Raw genomic sequence first — 19619 nt, forward strand, 5'->3', positions numbered from 1 at the left:
TAGCATGGCATGTATGTCAAAAAATCCGGCTTGTTAAATTGTTATGTGTTACGCCACTTTAAATTGTTTAACTATCTGATCTAACTCATGTGCTGTTTGTGATAGTGAGTTTGCTATATCAGCCGCCTGCTCAGCGCCTGCCATTGTTTCATGGGCTTTCTCATTAACATGTTGCACACTTTCGGTAATTTGCTGGCTGACAACATTTTGCTCTTCAGATGCGCTGGCTATTTGCACATTCATGTCTTTAATAGTTCCAACTGATTGAGATATTAGGTCTAATGCCTCACCTGTTTGCTCTGTTTTTTCTGCGGTTTGCTCTACACTCGTCATGCTTGATTTCATAGACTCAACAGATTTTTTCGCCTCATTTTGGAGCTTTGATATCATCACTTGAATTTCTTCTGTACTTTGTTGAGTGCGACTCGCTAAAGAGCGCACTTCATCAGCAACAACCGCAAAACCACGCCCTTGCTCACCCGCTCGCGCAGCTTCAATTGCAGCATTTAAAGCGAGTAAATTGGTTTGATCTGCAATTCCCCTGATCACATCGAGTATTGAACCCACAGACTCAGTCTCTGCTTCTAAATTAGCAATAGTTTGGCTTACGTCCATCATTGTTTCAACGAGCTCTCCCATAGCAGCATGAGTTTGAGAGACTACTTGCGATCCATTCAGTACTTCATCATCAGCTGTTGATGCAGCATCAGCTGCCATTTGTGCGCTTTGCGTGATCTCATTGACTGTGGCAGACATTTCGTGCATTGCTGTCGCTGTTTGAGTTAATTGATCAGATTGTTGTTCGGCTCCAGTTTTTGACTGAGCTGTTATTGACGTTAGGCTAAATGATGTTTCAGATACTTGAGTAGTTGACTCTCTTATTTGCGACAACATTTGATTGAGCTTCAAGGTCATTTCTTTCATTGCCAAGTAAATACCCGACTCATTGCCGGTATTATCAAACTGGTGACGTAAATCACCTTCTGAAATTGCCTGCACTATTTTTGCAATCTCTAATGGCTCTCCACCAATCGGTTTTTTAATTAAACGAGTAATAAAAATACTCAAAACTATACCTAGAATAATCACAATGATTGAAAAGATGATGATGGTATTTATCGCATTTTGGTTACTGGATTGAATAGAAGGGCCTATTTGATCTTGGCGCTGTTGAGAGTTTAGCTTTATTTCTTCAATCTCTGACGCCACTTTTGGCCCAACTTTATCAAGCGTACCTGATATAATCGCATTGCGCTCATCAATTGTTTTATGAATTTGGTCAATACCATCAACGTATTTAGCAGTACGGTTTATAAAATCATTAACTAATGATGTTCCCAAAGTGCCATTAGTAAGTAACGATAACTCATTAACGCGTTTATTAACTACATCAAATTCTCCAATTGAACGTTCAAACTCAGCTTGCGTATTATTTATTAAATACTTGCTGACATAGAGGCGACCTAATAGTAAAGACTCTTGCAGTGCAGATGCTTGAGCTAGACTTTCAAAATCACCATTTTTTTTACTAATTTGAATTAATTGTGTCACTGCTTTTCGCATCACTGCGCCATTTTCGTCAAGCACAGATGAAACGATAGCATTTCGCTTGTTCACCAAATTAATAACCTTATCAAAACCCGATTTATATAAATCGATCTCATCTGATATTTTATTAATAGCAGTTAACTTTACAGGATCCGTAAATTGATTTTTTCCTGTATCAACTAAATCAGTAAGTAATGAGTGGCGATTATTAAACTCGTTAATGTTACTTATTTTTTTGTCTTTTAGGTATTTCAGAGCTTCTAGTCTGAGTGTAAGAACATTAGCTTGAATTCGAGCTGATAAATTACTATCACGAGCATTTTTTCTATACTCTACAAAGTTATTATAGCCAGAGTTTAGTGCAAATAATGCGACGATACTTACTACTCCAAGTAGGAAAATCATTGCACCAAAGGCAAGGTTAAGTTGAGTGTTCAGTTTTAATTTAGCAAGCATATGCAAGGGTCTCTCTTAAGCTTTTGAGCGCATCCATTGCATACAAAGTCCTTAGTTTAGATATCAGGTAAGTATAGAAAGATATGAGTTAATGGCTAGATTTAAAGGTAAATCATGATGGATTTATGAAATTTCCGATGATATTCAATCACTAGTATTTGTTGAAACTTTATAATAACCAGCTAATAAATGAATATAAACTCACTTTATCAGTCGCAACTAAACATGCTGATATCAATTTTCTTAAGTTGTTTGCCCTTTAATGAGTAATCATTGTGCTCTATAAGCAGTACATTATTTTTAGTAGTAAATGAGAAATCCCCAAGTCTGTTAAAAGTTGCTATAGGCATAAGTGAATAAAAACCTGATTTGTCAGTGCACTGAAACGAAAAGTAGTGCGTCGCTTCGCCTAATGTATCTGCATCAGCAGTGTATACACTGATCCTATTTTGTAGTTGATACTTTTCTACATTTGTCCCAACGACAGCATAAAGTACGCACACAGCGATGAGAACAATTGACTGTAGCCCCGCTAGGACAAAGAGGGTCATCTCAGCTATTTTTTTATAAAGTACTCGCGGCATTTGATACGAAGACCGTGCTTGCCTCACTAATAAAAAGCCACCTATTAGGACCATTAAAAGCTTGATTGGCATTAAATATACATTTACGAGGTACATCGTTTGCTCGCTTTTCCACTGAATACCAAAAGCAGGAGCAATAAAAAGGCTGTCAATTAAAGGGATGAGTATTAATAAACTGGCGAGGATAAATTTGATATTTTTTTGCATATAAAAGTAACAAAATTAGCGGTGTATTTAGTATACAAATAATAACCACCAATAAAAAGCCCGTTAAAAAATCAACGGGCTTGCATTCTAATTAAGGCTTATTAGTAATTAATCATCTTCAACGTTATCAAGCCCTTTAGTGCCTTTTTTAGCTTTTAACTTATGGTGTATTGCTGATTTTATTAACATATACCCACTAATTGGCGCTGTTATTAATAAGAAAATGGTGATCAATAGCTCTTTTACACTGATACCATTTTGCGTGCTACTAAAAAACACCATAGCAGCAATTAACACACCAGCCATACCCAGGGTCGTTGCTTTAGTTGGCCCGTGTAATCGCATAAAAAAATCTGGCATTTTAATTAAGCCAATTGAGCCAATTAAAATAAATGCGCCACCAATGAGCAATAAGATAGAAACTATCCATTCACTATACATATTATTACCTTATTCAATGATATCGCCACGCAGTAGATATTTACACACGGCTACTGTACTGACAAAGCCAAGCATCGCAATTAACAATGCCGCTTCAAAATAAAGACCTGTCCCCATACTCATACCGTAAAGAATAATAAGCGCAATCGTATTGATATACATAGTATCAAGCGCCAAAATCCTGTCAGGTATAGATGGACCGACTACAAGTCGCCACAAATTAAGTAAAAGCGATAAACCAATCATCGCGAAGACGATTAAAAAAACCGTTTCTAGCATTGAAATATCTCCTTAAGCGGTGCTTCATAGCGTGTTTTAATTGTGTTAATTAACGCCTCTTCATCTGCCAAATCAAGTACATGAATCAGTAAAAACCGCTGCGTTGGCTGCTCTCCTTCAGGAAGAGATTCAGGTATTGGATACACCTCAGCGCTTACTGTTCCAGGTGTTAATGACACGGTACTGGCCAAAATAGTTATTGGCATTTCATGACTTAAATCTAAAGGAACCTTAACAAACGCAGGCCGCAGTTTTTTAACTGGTCCCAAAATTAGTAATGCCACTTGTAAGTTGGCGGTGACAATGTCATACAACACAATAAACAACTGTTTAATTGCCAGCCCTGGTTTTAAAATTAGAGGCTGAGGATCACGAAATGGAAAGGTCGCGATAGGTATTAATATCGAGAAAATAGTCGCCAACACGATATGACCTGCCGATACACTGTTGTTCAATAATAACCAAACAACAAAGAGCAACAGGCTACGAAACGGTGTTGGTAGCCAACGGTAACGGGACTCTAAACGCATTATAAGTCTCCCTTAAGTACAGTATTTATACCACTGGTTATATCATGTAATTGAGTCGCTGCGGCAACCATATATTCAGTAATTGGTCCGGCAAAAATGACCATCAATGGCGAGCACGCAAGTAGCCCTATAACTGCAATTACCTGCAAAGGCTTGGCATTGTCTACTTCGAGGTGGTCGCGGTCTTGGTGCTTTCGTTCCCAAAACAAGCTGGTTCCTGCCCGTGATAACGCGACAAGTAAGGCAAAGCTAGCTATTAAATAGACAGGCCAAAAAACCAGCGCTCGTTCACTATCGAGGGTTGTTTTTAAGATCCATATCTTACCAATAAAACCTGACAATGGTGGCATTCCAACAACAGCAAGCGCGGCAATAATAAAACATGTACCAAGTAAAATTGGCTGTCCCACACCACGTCCTGGTGCAAGCCGGTCTGCTACTTTACCGCGTTGATGTGAAATAAGATCAGCAATTAAAAATAATGCTGCGCAAATGATAGTTGAATGGACAAGGTAATATAACAATGCCGCGGTTGCACTAACATGCTGAATAGCAACCAACGCCACAAGTGTGCCAACAGAAACAACAACCAGATTTGCTGTAAGTTTACGTAAGTCTTGAGCAGCTAATACGCCAATAGCACCAATAGCAATAGTTGCAATCGCTAACCCCCATAGGAATGGCTGGGCCATATGGTTTAATAACCCTGCATTTTCGCCAAATATTACAGTGTAAACACGTAACATGGCATAAACGCCTACCTTGGTCATTATAGCAAACAAAGCAGCAACCACTGGCATTGCGCTCGCATAGGTATTAGGTAACCATAAATGAAGCGGTAACAACGCCCCTTTCAATGCAAAAACAACGAGTAACAGCAAACCACCGATTTTAGCTAAAAATACATCATCGCCTTGAAGCATTGATACTTTTTGCGACATATCAGCAATATTGAGCGTACCAAGCACACCATATAAAATACCTAACGCAATCAAGAACACGCTTGACCCGATGAGGTTAAGAATAACGTATTGCAATGCTGCTCGTGTTTTATGTTTATCCCCTGCATGCATTAACAATGAATAAGAGGCGATAAGCAGCACTTCAAAAAATACAAATAAATTGAATAAGTCACCAGTAAGGAAAGCGCCGTTTACACCTAGCACCAAAAAGTGCAATAACGGATGAAAAAAGCTGCCCTTCTCGTCGTCGCCAACACTGCTGTATAGCGCAACGCTAAGTGCCAAAAACGAAGTCAGTGCGACTAATAATACTGAAAGTAAATCGGCAACTAATACAATACCAAATGGTGCTTGCCAACCACCAATAGCATAGACAATTGGCCCATTTTGATAGACGTACACCAACAATACAAGACTGATTATCGAAGTCAAAAGTGACATTGTCATTGATACTACACGACGTATTGGGATGCTCTTCCCACAAGGTGGCATCAATAACAATATTGCACTGAGCATAGGAATGAGCACAGGCCATGATGCGATATGCTGAATCATTTTTGCTCCTTGTTATTACTTTTTACAAGATGACCATCGACATGATCATTGCCTAAATCAGCGCGTCCTCTGATTGCTAAAATCACCACAAATGCGGTCATCGCAAATCCTATTACGATTGCTGTCAGTACTAGCGCTTGAGGCAGTGGATCGGCGTAATCAGCCCCAGTTCCAAGTACAACCGCTTTATTAATTGTTAAACGACCCGCAGAGAACAAAAATAAGTTTACTGCGTAAGAGAGCATAGTGAGCCCCAATACGACTGGAAAAGTACGTGCTCTTAGAAGTAAATAAATACCACAAGTCACTAATACACCAACGCATGATGCGTATAATAGTTCCATTAAATATTCACCTCTTCTTTCGCTGCATCTGCAGTCAGTTTACCAAGGCTTGCCAATATCATCAGTGTTGCCCCAACGACGGTTAAATACACACCTAAGTCAAATATAATGGCGCTTGCCAATTCAGTTTTACCAACGAATGGAATATCAAAATAATCAAACCAAGTAGTTAAAAATGGTCGACCAAACACCCAACTACCAAGGCCGGTGAACATGGCGATTGCAATGCCCGAGGCAATTATCTTTCGATAATTAACGTCAAAACGTGATGTTATCCATACAGAACCTCTTGCCATATATTGCAATATAAACGCAATAGACGTCACAAGCCCTGCAATAAAACCACCGCCGGGTAAGTTGTGCCCACGCAAGAAAATATATGCCGAAACTAATAAAGCAAGCGGTAACAAGCTTTGTGAGATACTCGAAAGTAAAATAGGGTAGCGTTCACGCGCCCAAGGACGCCCTTCACTATCACTAGCAGGCATGAATAAAGGTAAGTTAGCAAGTAATTTGTAAATACCCAGTGCAGCAATACCAAGTACAATAATTTCACCAAGCGTATCAAAGCCCCTGAAATCGACCAAAATGACGTTGACTACATTTGTACCGCCCCCGCCTGTTTTAGCGTTTGCCACAAAAAAGTCAGAGATAGATTCGAGTGGACGAGTTAGTAATGCATAACAAACACTAGCCACGACAACACCTACTGCTGATGCAATACCTAAATCACGTAGGATTCGTAATGAGCTCGACTCTTTAGGTGTTCGCTGTGGTAAGAAAAATAACGCCAACATAAGCAATATAACTGTTACTACTTCTACTGTAAGCTGAGTCAATGCCAAATCAGGCGCGGAGAAACGTGTAAATGCAACTGATACCATTAATCCCACTATTGATATCATTAATAGCGAAACCATTCTAGAGCGGTGCCAAAGCACTGTACTAATAGCGCCTATAATTAATAAACCAGCACCTATCGCATTATGAAAATCAATCGGTGTACTTGGCGCAGTACCAGCTAACGCCCCCATTTCAAATAACGGCCAGCCCGCACATAAAAGTACAACGCCAAGCATTACAACAATATAACGTTGTAATGAACCATTCTCTGTACTTTGGATTTTGTTTTGACTCCACTTTATTACGCTGTACATCACTCGTTCGAATGTCTTTTTAGCATTTAACGTTGGCAGGGATGCTTGAAATTGAAATAAATGCTTTCGCTGAATATAAATAAAAACACCGCATGTAGTTGCAATGAAACTCATTAATAGCGGTAAATTAAAACCATGCCAGATTGATAACTTAAACTCAGGGGTCGAATCACCTAGTACGGCAAGCGAGGCCGCAGACAAAATACCGTCGACAACAAAATTCGGGAACATACCTACAAGTAAGCATAACACCACGAGTATTTCGATTGGCACTCGCATATAGCGCGGTGGCTCATGGGGAGTTTTTGGTAGATCAATAGGATCACCATTGAAGAAAACATCATGAATAAAGCGCGCCGAGTAAGCCACTGAAAACGCTGCAGCTAAGGTTGCCAAAACCGGTATTAACCAAGACATAGAACCAAGTACTTGTTGGTGCAGAGTTTCAGCAAAAAACATTTCTTTAGATAAGAAACCATTTAATAAAGGCACGCCAGCCATCGCCGCAGCAGCCACCATGGCAAGTGTTGCGGTGTATGGCATAAATCGCCACATCCCATTAAGCTTGCGCATATCACGCGTGCCCGTTTCATGGTCAATAATACCTGTCGCCATAAATAACGACGCTTTAAAAGTCGCATGGTTAATGATATGAAATATTGCAGCAACTGTCGCAAGCTCAGTATCTAAGCCTAAAAGTAAAGTGATTAAACCTAAGTGGCTAATTGTAGAATAAGCTAGCAATCCCTTAAGGTCGTGCTTAAACAAGGCAATATAAGCGCCTACTAGCAATGTTGCTAAGCCTGTCATCGCCACTAAAATAAACCAAGTGTCGTTTCCTGCTAAGGCTGGATGAAAACGCGCAAGTAAGAAAATACCCGCTTTAACCATCGTTGCTGAATGTAAGTATGCACTTACAGGAGTTGGTGCAGCCATCGCATGAGGCAACCAAAAGTGGAATGGGAACTGGGCAGACTTTGTAAACGCCCCGAGTAAAACGAGTACTAGCGCGAGCTCAAATAACTCATGTGATTGAATAAGTGCTCGGCTAGCTAAAATAGTATCTAGGTTGTAACTACCGACTATGTCACCTATCAGCAGCAAACCACCTAATAACGCCAAACCACCTGCGCCGGTTACAGCCAGCGCCATTCGTGCACCTTTGCGAGCTTCTGACTTATGCCACCAATAGCTAATCAATAAGAATGAACTAATACTGGTTAGTTCCCAGAAAAGCCATAACTGAATCACATTATTAGACATCACAATGCCGAGCATTGCAGTCATAAATAACATCAAATAGCTGTATAATTTGGGCATAGAGTCATTACTGCTCAAGTAATAACGCGTATAGAAAATAACAAGAGACCCTATCCCTAGAATCATAAAGATAAATAACAGACTTAAACCGTCCAAGCGCAGAGAAATTTCCATGCCCAACGCGGGTATCCAAGCCAAGGAATAACGAATTGTTTCACCACTGAGTACGGCAGGAGCATGGTAAATTGCAATTGCCAGAGCACTCAACGGTGCAAGTAAAGTTAAACCCGTTGTTTGGTTACGAGATAATTTGCCGGTGCATGAAGAAATAACACTGCCAATTAAGGATAACAAGGGTATCCAGAGCAAAGTCATAATGAGGAACCTTTTAAAGTCATAAGAATATCAATACGCTGCTAGTTAATTTTAGTTGTGTACTGTTCATTGAAATGGTTTTTAATTCAGCTTAAATAAATATTATACAAAGGTATAGTTATACTGACTGAGTTACATTTTGTCTATAGGAAGCACGCCTATCTGCTGGAATTTTAAGCTGAATTAACAAGGATACTAATAATAACCATTGTTTAATCAGCCCCCCTCTTATCACGCATAACTAACGACTGGCTTAGCATAGTAAAGTAGTCATGATAGCGCACGGGTTTATAATGATTATTTTCTATTTGTTCTACCCATAACTCTCTATACTCTGCGGATAACGGGAGCTCCTGATAACGCATTATTGACCATTTTTTATCGGGCTTGTACGATTTTACAGTGCCTTCACACGTTTCACTTGGCTGCCACCCTGTGGGAGGTTTTATATTATTTGCAACGAATAGATTTGGTGCAACATAGCCTCTTTGCCTGCACAACCAGACCTGTTTATTTTTGGGTACTGGGTATTCATCTTCAAAACCACTAAAATGCATTAATTCATGTAAGAATAATTGATAACTGCTTTGCGAGTTTAATTGCATTATTCCTGCGCGAACATTACCACGCCCTTCTCGTGGCATCATCACTATAAAATCATAGTTTTTTGGCCATACATATTCTTTAATTAACGCTCGCCAATTACATGAGGCTGCTTTTAATGGGTCTGTTTGACAGGCTATGTTGTCACCAATGTAAACTGGTTCAGAAAAACAAAAACTCTTATCATTCGGCTCTGGTGATAAAGCATGTTTGTTTGAAAAACGATTGAGTTTGCTAATCCCAGCACGATGATCACTCATCATGAGTACATTATACTCGCAACGATTATCAGCGCTTAACCCATGAAGAGAAAGTAAAAAACCAGCTTGATGAGCATATGCACTAGATATAGACTCTGGTGGATAACTAAAATGAAGTTTTATTTGCTCTAAAATTGCAGACTTTGGTACTAAACCTTGCTCTGCTAAAGCACTAAGCTCCTCCCAACGATTGAGCTCAAGCAGTAACGTTGCCAAATCTAGCCTTTGTTGAGCACTTTGTTTCACGACCGTGTTTTGCCAAAAAAGCCTTGCTTTATCCGCATTACCTTCTTTGAGTAATATAATCGCCCAGCTAAATTTCGCATGCTCAGCGCCATTCAATGCAAGGTCTTCTATACTGGATTTAGGCAGTGTATTGAAGTTTTGTTCGAAAATATCGGGAAACTGATAGTAACCAGCAAGTGTGGCAGCACTATCTTGCAAAGCAAGCCAATAGCCTAGACGCGCATGGCGGTTTACTGAGCTTGTAAGAACCACTAAGCTCAGTATTATTAAACCATAGACTCTTATATTAGCTCGCGTTATCACCAGCCATGAGCTCTAATTCTAAACGGGCATATTTATACTCAATATATTCATGCACGTTAGTTGCTAAAGCAAGACGGAAATATTCCGCAGCATGATTTAGCTCGCCTTTAGCTTGGTAAACCTTAGCCAAGTAAAAATAGGCTTCGCATAAACGTCTAGTGTACTCTGGCTCTGATTGCACGCCTTGGGCAATGCTCGCTAAAAATTCAGTTTCGCCAATTTCACCTAAAAACAAAGCAATTATTTGGTAACCCCATACACCCTCATCTACTCCTTGAGCATTGGCTTTTAAATCAACAAGCGCCTGTGTTTTATCAACATTAGATTGCGCTAAGTATTGCCACAGTATTGGAAAAGGTTCTTTCGTTGAATTTGCAACAAATGTCTTAAAGTCTTGAGTGGCTAAATAAGGTCGCTCACCATAATAAAGAGCTATACCGCGATTTAAGTAGGCATACTGGTGTTGTTCGTTAAGCTCCAAAGCTGAGTCAAAGAGTTCATATGCTTTTTCATATTGCTGCATTAAAGTGTGGTGTATACCTAAAAAATTATACACTTCAGCTAGATCAGGCTTCATCTGTACTGCGTTATTAAAATCGATTCGTGCCAATGTCGACATACCTAAACTATCAAATAGTACGCCACGGTCATAATAAAGCATCGCTTGCTGTTCAACTGTTAAATCTGCACGATTAAGTAGCTTAGAGTAACGTGCAATAGCAATTTCACTTCTAAAGTCGGAAGCTAATGGCGAAGCAAAAGGCACATTGATAACGGGATCTAATTTAGGTTGCGTGGTTGTTTGGCACGCGCTTAGAGACATAATGGCCACGGTAGCAAACGCTAAATGTTTAAAAATCATTAAAATCCTTAATACCTTAAAAGTAAACAATATAGACACGATGCATCAGAAGAGGTTTCATTAAAGCATAAAAAAAGGGGCTAAACAGCCCCTTTTTATGCAATCCAGTAATTAACTGGACTAAATATCAACAATTAAGCGTCTGCTGGTGCATCAGCTGCAGGTGCTGCTGATTCCATTGCTTCTTTGATGCTTAAACGTACGCGACCTTGACGGTCTACTTCTAGTACTTTTACTTTTACTTCTTGGCCTTCGCTAAGGTGGTCTGAAACGTTATTTACGCGCTCAGTGCTAATTTGCGAAATATGCACAAGACCATCTTTACCTGGTAAGATATTTACAAATGCACCAAAGTCTACGATACGTACAACTTTACCTTGGTAGATAGTGCCTACTTCTAGTTCTGCTGTTAATTGCTCAATACGGCTAATTGCATTCGCTGCACTTTCACCATCTGTAGCGGCAATTTTGATTGTACCGTCATCTTCGATTTCAATCGTTGTACCCGTCTCTTCTGTAAGTTGACGAATTGTAGCGCCACCTTTACCGATAACTTCAGCGATTTTCTTCGCAGGGATTTTCATCGTATAGATACGTGGAGCAAACTGAGAAAGCTCTTCAGATGGTGCTGCAATTGCTTCATCCATCACACCTAGGATGTGTAAACGTGCCGCTTTTGCTTGCTTAAGTGCAATTTGCATGATCTCTTGCGTGATACCTTCGATCTTGATATCCATTTGCAATGCAGTAATACCGTTTGATGTACCGGCTACTTTAAAGTCCATGTCACCTAAGTGATCTTCATCACCTAAGATGTCAGAAAGAACAACGAATTTCTCGTCTTCTTTAACTAGACCCATCGCGATACCAGCAACAGATGCTTTAATTGGTACACCTGCATTCATAAGTGCTAATGACGTACCACATACTGATGCCATTGAAGATGAACCATTTGATTCAGTGATTTCAGATACAACACGGATTGAGTAAGGGAACTCAGTCAGTGTTGGCATTACAGCTTGGATACCACGCTTAGCTAAGTTACCGTGACCGATTTCACGACGCTTAGGAGAACCTACAAAACCAGTTTCACCAACACAGAACGGAGGGAAGTTGTAGTTAAGCATAAAGTGGTTTTTATGCGTGCCAGTTAAATCGTCGATTAACTGTGAATCACGTTCTGTACCAAGAGTAGCAGTTACAAGTGCTTGAGTTTCACCACGGGTAAAGATTGCAGAACCGTGAGTACGCGGTAATACGCCAGTCATTACGTCAAGTGCGCGGATCATATCTGGTTCACGACCATCGATACGTTTTTCACCCGCTGTGATGCGGCCACGTACGATTTTCTTCTCAAGAGAACCGAATACTTTACCTACTTCTTGCTTATCAAGCGTTTCATCTTCAGCAAGTTCGCTCGTAAGTGCTTCAACAACAGCGTCTTTTGCTGCAGTTAATGCTTCTTTACGCGCTACTTTATCAGTGATGCGGTAAGCTTCGCCTACTTTTTCAGCCGCTAAAGAGGCTACTTTCTCTTCAAGCGATACATTTTTCTCAGGTGCAGTCCAATCCCATGTAGGCTTGCCTGCTTCTGCTTTGAATTCGTTGATTGCGTTGATAATAGCTTGAGATTGCTCATGACCATACACAACCGCACCAAGCATTACGTCTTCTGCAAGAACGTCTGCCTCTGATTCAACCATAAGTACTGCGTTATCAGTACCTGCAACAACTAAGTCTAATTGGCTTTCTTCAAGCTCTTTTAGTGTTGGGTTAAGTACGTATTCGTTATTGATATAACCAACGCGCGCTGCACCGATTGGGCCGCTGAACGGAATACCAGAAATAGCAAGTGCTGCTGAAGTACCAATCATCGCAACCATATCAGGTTGGATTTCAGGGTTAACAGAAACAACTGTAGCAATAACCTGTACTTCGTTTACGAAACCATTTGGGAAAAGTGGACGAATTGGACGGTCAATAAGACGTGCAATAAGTGTTTCGCCATCGTTAGGGCGACCTTCACGCTTTAAGAAACCACCTGGGATACGACCTGCAGCGTACATACGCTCTTGGTAGTTAACTGTTAGTGGGAAGAAGTCTTGACCTGGTTGTGCTTCACGCTTACCAACAACAGTCACTAATACTGACGTGTCGCCGATGCTTGCTAGTACTGCGCCGTCTGCTTGACGTGCGATTGCACCTGTTTCTAGGGTAACTGTGTGTTGACCTAGTTGAAATTCTTTAATAATTGCTTGCACTTAAAATATCCTTTAAATCTAAATAAGTGTTCCATCAAAGTACCAATTACAGTACATAATTGTATTCAGTTGGAAATCAATTAAGTACTACAATTGGCAATGATGTAAATAACCGTAGATAAACCTTTTTATCTACGCGCATAGTATATACCAAAGCCACGTAAAAATGCGAGTCTAGCAACCAGATTATAGTACGCACTTTAGCTGAGTATATAGCTGTAACTATTGATGGAGGTTTTTATTGATTTTTCAAGCAGTTTAATTTTTGTTCTACGGATTTTCAGGCACAAAAAAAGGAGCCAGAAAGCTCCTTTTTAGGTAATCTAGATCTTAGCGACGTAGGCCAAGCTCTTGGATTAACGCAGTATAACGTGCAATGTCTTTACCTTTAAGGTAATCAAGCAGTTTACGACGAGTGCTTACTTTACGAAGCAGACCACGACGAGAGTGGAAGTCATGCTTGTGATCAGCAAAGTGACCTTGAAGCTTGTTGATATCAAAAGTTAAAAGTGCAACTTGTACTTCAGGTGAACCAGTGTCGCCTTCTGCACGTGCGAATTTTGCGATGATATCGATTTTTTCTTGATTGCTTAGTGACATAGTAACTCCAAAAATAAATGTAAAAGGTGCTTCAGCCGATCACTAATTCAGCCAAAACGATTAAGCGGGCGTATTCTACCAGTTTTGGTTATAACTACAAGATAAACTTAGTCTGTCGACTCTTGTTGATTAGATAAACCGCGTTTGGACTTCAAATGCCCATCTGGGTTACGCTCTCCGGTGCCAATAAACACGCCATCTGCCAGCACTTTTATTGGCCCTTCAGGTAAGATTTTACCCAACACAACAGCCTGACCATGACTAAATGACACGCCTTGCTCTTTAGTTATCTCAACAACTGGTAAATCAACCAATGCTGTATCCATAGGTAATAGCAGCTCATCAAGGTATTGCGAAGGTGCAAGCTCTTCAGCCTTGGCTTTTGCTAGCAATGCTTCAAGCTGTTCAAGCGAGACCATCTTATCCGCGGGGTAATGCCCAACAGCTGAGCGATGTAACATAATCACATGGGCGCCACAGCCCAGGTTTTCACCTAAGTCATCAACAATTGTGCGGATGTAGGTACCCTTTGATACATGGGCAGTCATTTGTACTTCGTTGTTCGCTTCATCAAACTCATCAAGCGTTAAACTAAATACATTGATTTTTCTACACTTGCGCGGTACTTCAATACCCTCGCGTGCGTATTTATATAAAGGTTTACCTTCATATTTTAACGCTGAGTACATTGATGGGTATTGATCTGACTCACCTAAGAATTTGGCAATTTCTTGCTCGAGCAGTTCTTTTGTCACGTTAACATCACGTGTTTCTACCACTTCACCATCAGAGTCTGACGTTGTGGTACGCTCACCTAGTTTTGCTCGAACCACATAGGTTTTATCTGTATCGAGTAAAAACTGGGTAAACTTAGTTGCTTCACCAAAGCAAATCGGCAACATACCTGTGGCTAAAGGGTCAAGTGCCCCGGTATGCCCAGCTTTTTGCGCAAAATAAATACCTTTTGCTTGCTGTAAGGCTCTGTTCGATGAAATACCTTGTGGTTTGTTTAACAACAAAATGCCATCAATCGGACGGCCCTTACTGCGTCTTGCCATTAGTCTTTAGTGCCTTCTTCGCTGTCGTTTTCATCATCTACGTGTTTAGCATTATCTTCACGGATCACAGAGTCAACTAAGTTAGAGATACGCATCCCTTCCATTAGCGAGTTATCAACCACAAACTTAAGCTCAGGCATAATACGAGCACGTATACGCTTACCCAATAGCGAACGGATATAACCCGTTGCTTCGTTAAGTACTTTGGCACTTTGCTTAGCTGCGTTCTCATCTTCAGTATTAAATACCGTGATAAATACTTTGGCGTAAGATAAGTCACGTGATACTTCAACGGCTGATACAGTCACCATGCCTAAACGTGGATCTTTAATTTCGCGTTGTAATATAACAGCAATTTCTTTTTGAATTTGCTGGGCAACACGATCAGTGCGAGAAAATTCTCTCATTGTTCTTTACTCTAATTTTATAACTTATTGAGAAATATAAATAAGTTAATTTAATAATGGATACACAAATGGGGGCTGAGCCCCCATTTATTATCTTAATATGCTAACAATTAAAGTGAACGTTGTACTTCAACTGTTTCGAATACTTCGATTTGGTCACCAACGCGAACGTCATTGTAGTTCTTAACGCCGATACCACATTCCATGCCATTACGAACATCTTGAACATCGTCTTTAAAGCGACGAAGTGACTCAAGTTCACCTTCGTAGATAACCACGTTTTCACGTAATACACGAATTGGTGCGCTGCGCTTAATAGTACCTTCAGTAACCATACAACCAGCAATTGCGCCAATTTTTGGAGACTTAAATACGTCACGTACTTCAGCAAGACCAATAATCTCTTGCTTAAACTCAGGAGCAAGCATACCAGACATGGCTTGCTTAACTTCTTCGATTAATGCATAGATTACGCTGTAATAACGAAGATCTAGGTTTTCAGTATCAATCACTTTACGCGCTGATGCATCAGCACGAACGTTAAAGCCAACGACGATTGCGTTTGAAGCTGCAGCAAGTGTAGCATCAGTTTCAGTGATACCACCTACGCCAGAACCCACAATCTTCACTTTTACTTCATCAGTAGAAAGCTTGGTTAGTGAATCTGAAATTGCTTCAATCGAACCTTGAACGTCTGCTTTAAGTACCACGTTAACTTCTGATACATCGCCTTCAGCCATGTTAGTAAACATGTTTTCAAGTTTCGCTTTTTGTTGACGAGCCAATTTAACGTCACGGAATTTACCTTGACGATAAAGAGCAACTTCACGCGCTTTACGCTCATCTTTAACAACAGTGGCTTCATCACCTGCTGCTGGGATACCAGAAAGACCTAAAATTTCTACAGGAATCGATGGACCAGCAGAACGAATGTCTTTACCGTTTTCGTCTTTCATTGCGCGAACACGGCCGTATTCAAGGCCACATAGTACGATATCACCTTGGTTAAGCGTACCTGACTGAACAAGGATAGATGCAACTGGACCACGGCCTTTATCAAGACGAGATTCAATTACAACACCTGCTGCCATGCCTTCGCTTGGTGCAGATAGCTCTAGAAGCTCTGATTGCATAAGAACCGCTTCTAATAGGTCATCAATACCTAAACCAGTTTTAGCTGAAATATGAACGTACTGCGTATCACCGCCCCAATCTTCTGGGATAACGTCTAGCTGTGCTAGCTCGTTCTTAACGCGATCTGGATCCGCGCCTTCTTTATCCATTTTGTTTACAGCGATAATTAAAGGAACGCCAGCTGCACGAGCATGCTGTACCGCTTCTTTAGTTTGTGGCATTACACCATCATCTGCTGCAACCACTAGGATTACGATATCAGTCGCTTTAGCACCACGTGCACGCATTGATGTAAACGCGGCATGTCCTGGAGTATCTAGGAAAGTAATCATGTTGCCGTTAGTTTCAACGTGGTAAGCACCAATGTGCTGCGTGATACCACCCGCTTCGCCTGATGCAACCTTCGCAGAGCGAATGTAATCAAGTGTTGATGTTTTACCATGGTCAACGTGACCCATTACAGTAACAACTGGCGCACGCGGCTCTGACTTGCCATCTTCATGACGGTCATTGAGTACTGTTTGCTCTAATTCGTTTTCTTTAACGATGATAACTTTATGGCCCATTTCTTCTGCTACAAGCTGCGCAGTTTCTTGGTCAATAACTTGGTTAATAGTAACCATGTCACCCATTTTCATCATGGTTTTAACAACTTCAGCGCCTTTAACTGCCATGCGTGATGCAAGCTCAGCTACTGTAATTGTTTCGCTAATACGCACTTCATTTTTAACGTCAGCGGTAGGTTTTTGGAAACCATGCTGTAATGACGTTGGTGCTTTTAGCTTGCCTTTGTTTCGGCCTTTGCCTGCAAACTTATCTTTTGCTGGGGCTTTTTTCTTTTTCTTCGCACGGCGTGAACCTTGCTCATCACGCGCATCAGCAACATCTTCTGCTTCACGTGCGTAAGTAGAAGTCGTAAGGTGGTGATCTGCGGTTTCTTCGCGTTTCTTACGTTCTTCTTCTTCTTTCTTCCAACGAGCTGAGTTCTCTTCAGCTAGCTTTCTTGCTTCTTCTGCTTGACGTTTCGCTTCTTCTTCAGCTTTCTTCAATGCGGCCTCTTCTGCTTCTTTTTGCAGACGCTCAGCTTCGATGCGATCTTTCTCAGACTTAGCACTTTGCTCAGGGGTCATCTGCTTCTGTTTTGCTACACGTTCAGCATCTGCTTTACGTTTAGCTTCCTCTTTTGCTTTACGATCAGCCTCTTCTTTGGCTTTACGCTCTGCATCTTGTTTCGCTTTAAGTTCAGCAGCCTCTTGAGCAGCTTTTTGCTCAGCTTCACGACGTGCAGCTTCTTCAGCGGCAATACGTGCTTGCTCTTGCTCTTGCTCAATAGCGCTTTTCTTAACATAAGTGCGTGTTTTGCGCACTTCTACTTGCACTGACTTTGCTTGACCCGTAGAGCCTGTCACACTTAGTGTGCTTTTGCTTTTACGTTGCAATGTCATGCGAGCTGGGCCTTCAGAGCCCGTGCCACCATGTGACTTGCTCAAGTGGTCAAGTAACTTTGCTTTTTCTGCTTCAGTTACATTCTCACCCGCTTTTTTATCTATACCGGCTTGTGAAAACTGCTGTAGCAATTTATCAACAGTTGTACCAATATCCCCGGCTAGTTTTTCAACATTTACTTCTGCCATAGTTTCTAATACCTCCGTTAATAAATTACTCGTCTGCGAACCAACAAATGTTACGCGCAGCCATTATCAGCTCACCTGCTTGTTCAGGTGACAGCTCAGTAATATCAACTAACTCGTCGATACCCTGTTCAGCCAAATCTTCAAGCGTTACTACACCTTTACTTGCCATTACAAATGCAAGGTGACGCTCTAACCCTTCTAATGCTAATAAGTCTTCAGCAGGCTCAGCACCTTCTAGGCTTTCTTCAGTTTTTAATGCTTTAGTTGTTAGTGCATCTTTTGCACGTGAACGTAACACGTCAACCGTATCTTCATCTAGGCCGTCAATTTCTAAAAACTCTGACGCTGGCACATAAGCCACTTCTTCAAGTGTTGAGAAGCCTTCGTTAATAAGCAACGTTGCAAAGTCATCATCAATATCTAAGTTTTCAGTGAATAAGTTAATTAACTTATCTGATTCAGCTTCGTTCTTTTGACGCATGTCTTCGACAGTCATTACGTTTAATTCCCAACCAGTTAACTGGCTAGCAAGACGTACATTTTGACCATTACGACCAATTGCTTGTGCAAGGTTATCTGCCTCAACAGCGATATCCATTGAGTGCGTGTCTTCATCCATTACGATAGACGCCACTTCTGCAGGAGACATAGCATTGATAACAAATTGCGCTGGGTTGTCATCGTAAAGAACGATATCAACACGCTCACCACCTAATTCAGTTGAAACCGCTTGCACACGTGCACCACGCATACCTACGCAGGCGCCGACTGGGTCAATACGCTTGTCGTTAGATTTAACTGCGATTTTAGCACGAGAACCTGGATCACGAGCTGCCGCACGTAATTCGATCATCTCTTCGCCAATCTCTGGCACCTCAATGCGGAACAGTTCCATTAGCATTTCTGGCTTAGAACGCGTTACAAATAACTGCGCGCCACGAGCTTCTGGTTTTACTTCGTAAAGTAGACCACGGATACGGTCGCCTGGACGGAAGTTTTCACGCGGTAGCATGTCGTCACGGTAAATAACCGCTTCAGCATTGTTACCTAAGTCAAGCACGATAGCATCACGTGTTGCTTTTTTAACAACACCTGTTACAAGCTCGCCTTGCTGATCTTTGTATGCATCGACAACTAAAGCACGCTCAGCTTCACGTACTTTTTGTACGATAACTTGCTTAGCCATTTGTGTTGTAATACGGTCAAATTTAATTGACTCGATTTGCTCTTCAACAAAATCACCAAGTTGTAGATTTTCATCTTCAACTTGTGCAGCTTCAAGTGTAATCTCGCTGTATGGGTTCTCTAATGAACCATCTTCAAGTACTTGTGCAATCTGCCAGCGACGGAATGTATCGTAGTCACCAGTTTTACGGTCAATTGCTACACGAACTTCAATTTCGCCTGTGTGTTTTTTCTTGGTCGCAGTCGCTAATGCGAACTCTAGCGCTTCGAAAATCTTTTCTTTTGGTACCGCTTTCTCATTGGAAACGGCTTCAGCAACCAATAATATCTCTTTTGCCATGGGTAATGCCTCGCTTGCCCTATTCCTT

General features: G+C 41.0%; 16 protein-coding genes. All 16 read right to left on the reverse strand.

The features are described 5' to 3' along the window. Positions 1 to 48: 48 nt before the first annotated feature. The 16 genes from CSC79_RS20110 to nusA all read right to left on the reverse strand — a co-directional run bounded on the left by CSC79_RS20110 (position 49) and on the right by nusA (position 19591). On the reverse strand, positions 49 to 2004 hold the full coding sequence (locus CSC79_RS20110) for a methyl-accepting chemotaxis protein (protein WP_099296509.1): 1956 nt from the start codon (positions 2002 to 2004) through the stop codon (positions 49 to 51). Between the two features lie 209 nt (positions 2005 to 2213). After that, positions 2214 to 2795: a hypothetical protein gene (locus CSC79_RS14715; RefSeq protein WP_099296510.1), complete on the reverse strand. Its 582-nt coding sequence runs from the start codon at positions 2793 to 2795 to the stop codon at positions 2214 to 2216. 108 nt (positions 2796 to 2903) lie between these two features. Then, positions 2904 to 3236, reverse strand: coding sequence for a Na+/H+ antiporter subunit G (locus CSC79_RS14720; protein ID WP_099296511.1), 333 nt, complete (start codon positions 3234 to 3236; stop codon positions 2904 to 2906). Between the two features lie 9 nt (positions 3237 to 3245). Continuing rightward, positions 3246 to 3515, reverse strand: a complete 270-nt coding sequence (locus CSC79_RS14725; protein ID WP_099296512.1) for a K+/H+ antiporter subunit F — start codon at positions 3513 to 3515, stop codon at positions 3246 to 3248. Further along, a complete protein-coding gene (locus tag CSC79_RS14730) occupies positions 3509 to 4045 on the reverse strand; it encodes a Na+/H+ antiporter subunit E (protein ID WP_099296513.1) in 537 nt (178 codons plus the stop codon). Before CSC79_RS14730 ends, CSC79_RS14725 begins: the two co-directional genes overlap by 7 nt. Beyond that, positions 4045 to 5562, reverse strand: coding sequence for a monovalent cation/H+ antiporter subunit D (locus CSC79_RS14735; RefSeq protein WP_099296514.1), 1518 nt, complete (start codon positions 5560 to 5562; stop codon positions 4045 to 4047). Before CSC79_RS14735 ends, CSC79_RS14730 begins: the two co-directional genes overlap by 1 nt. Beyond that, entirely contained in the window at positions 5559 to 5906 is a 348-nt protein-coding gene (locus CSC79_RS14740) for a Na+/H+ antiporter subunit C (protein ID WP_099296515.1), read from the reverse strand. Before CSC79_RS14740 ends, CSC79_RS14735 begins: the two co-directional genes overlap by 4 nt. Beyond that, the gene (locus tag CSC79_RS14745; protein WP_099296516.1) at positions 5906 to 8698 is read right to left on the reverse strand and encodes a monovalent cation/H+ antiporter subunit A; all 2793 of its coding nucleotides are present in this window, start codon (positions 8696 to 8698) and stop codon (positions 5906 to 5908) included. The genes CSC79_RS14740 and CSC79_RS14745 overlap by 1 nt, the downstream gene beginning before the upstream one ends. A 212-nt stretch (positions 8699 to 8910) precedes the next feature. Next, positions 8911 to 10059 carry a hypothetical protein gene (locus CSC79_RS14750; protein WP_099296517.1) on the reverse strand — a complete coding sequence of 383 codons (1149 nt, stop codon included), beginning with the start codon at positions 10057 to 10059 and terminating at the stop codon, positions 8911 to 8913. Between the two features lie 34 nt (positions 10060 to 10093). Next, positions 10094 to 10972 carry a lipoprotein NlpI gene (gene nlpI / locus CSC79_RS14755; RefSeq protein ID WP_099296518.1) on the reverse strand — a complete coding sequence of 293 codons (879 nt, stop codon included), beginning with the start codon at positions 10970 to 10972 and terminating at the stop codon, positions 10094 to 10096. Positions 10973 to 11106: 134 nt separating this feature from the next. After that, positions 11107 to 13233 carry a polyribonucleotide nucleotidyltransferase gene (pnp, locus tag CSC79_RS14760; RefSeq protein ID WP_099296519.1) on the reverse strand — a complete coding sequence of 709 codons (2127 nt, stop codon included), beginning with the start codon at positions 13231 to 13233 and terminating at the stop codon, positions 11107 to 11109. 330 nt (positions 13234 to 13563) lie between these two features. After that, entirely contained in the window at positions 13564 to 13833 is a 270-nt protein-coding gene (gene rpsO, locus CSC79_RS14765) for a 30S ribosomal protein S15 (protein ID WP_016707659.1), read from the reverse strand. Between the two features lie 107 nt (positions 13834 to 13940). Further along, positions 13941 to 14891: a tRNA pseudouridine(55) synthase TruB gene (truB, locus tag CSC79_RS14770; protein ID WP_099296520.1), complete on the reverse strand. Its 951-nt coding sequence runs from the start codon at positions 14889 to 14891 to the stop codon at positions 13941 to 13943. Continuing rightward, complete coding sequence (gene rbfA / locus CSC79_RS14775) at positions 14891 to 15298, reverse strand: 30S ribosome-binding factor RbfA (RefSeq protein ID WP_087530718.1); 408 nt, start codon at positions 15296 to 15298, stop codon at positions 14891 to 14893. Before rbfA ends, truB begins: the two co-directional genes overlap by 1 nt. 110 nt (positions 15299 to 15408) lie before the next feature. Beyond that, entirely contained in the window at positions 15409 to 18066 is a 2658-nt protein-coding gene (infB, locus tag CSC79_RS14780) for a translation initiation factor IF-2 (protein ID WP_099296521.1), read from the reverse strand. Between the two features lie 25 nt (positions 18067 to 18091). Next, positions 18092 to 19591 (reverse strand): transcription termination factor NusA, encoded by a 1500-nt coding sequence (gene nusA / locus CSC79_RS14785; RefSeq protein WP_099296522.1) that lies wholly within the window; start codon positions 19589 to 19591, stop codon positions 18092 to 18094. Between the last annotated feature and the right edge of the window lie 28 nt (positions 19592 to 19619).

The organism is Pseudoalteromonas sp. 3D05 (genome assembly GCF_002723455.1).
In the GTDB taxonomy this organism is placed as follows: Bacteria; Pseudomonadota; Gammaproteobacteria; order Enterobacterales; family Alteromonadaceae; genus Pseudoalteromonas.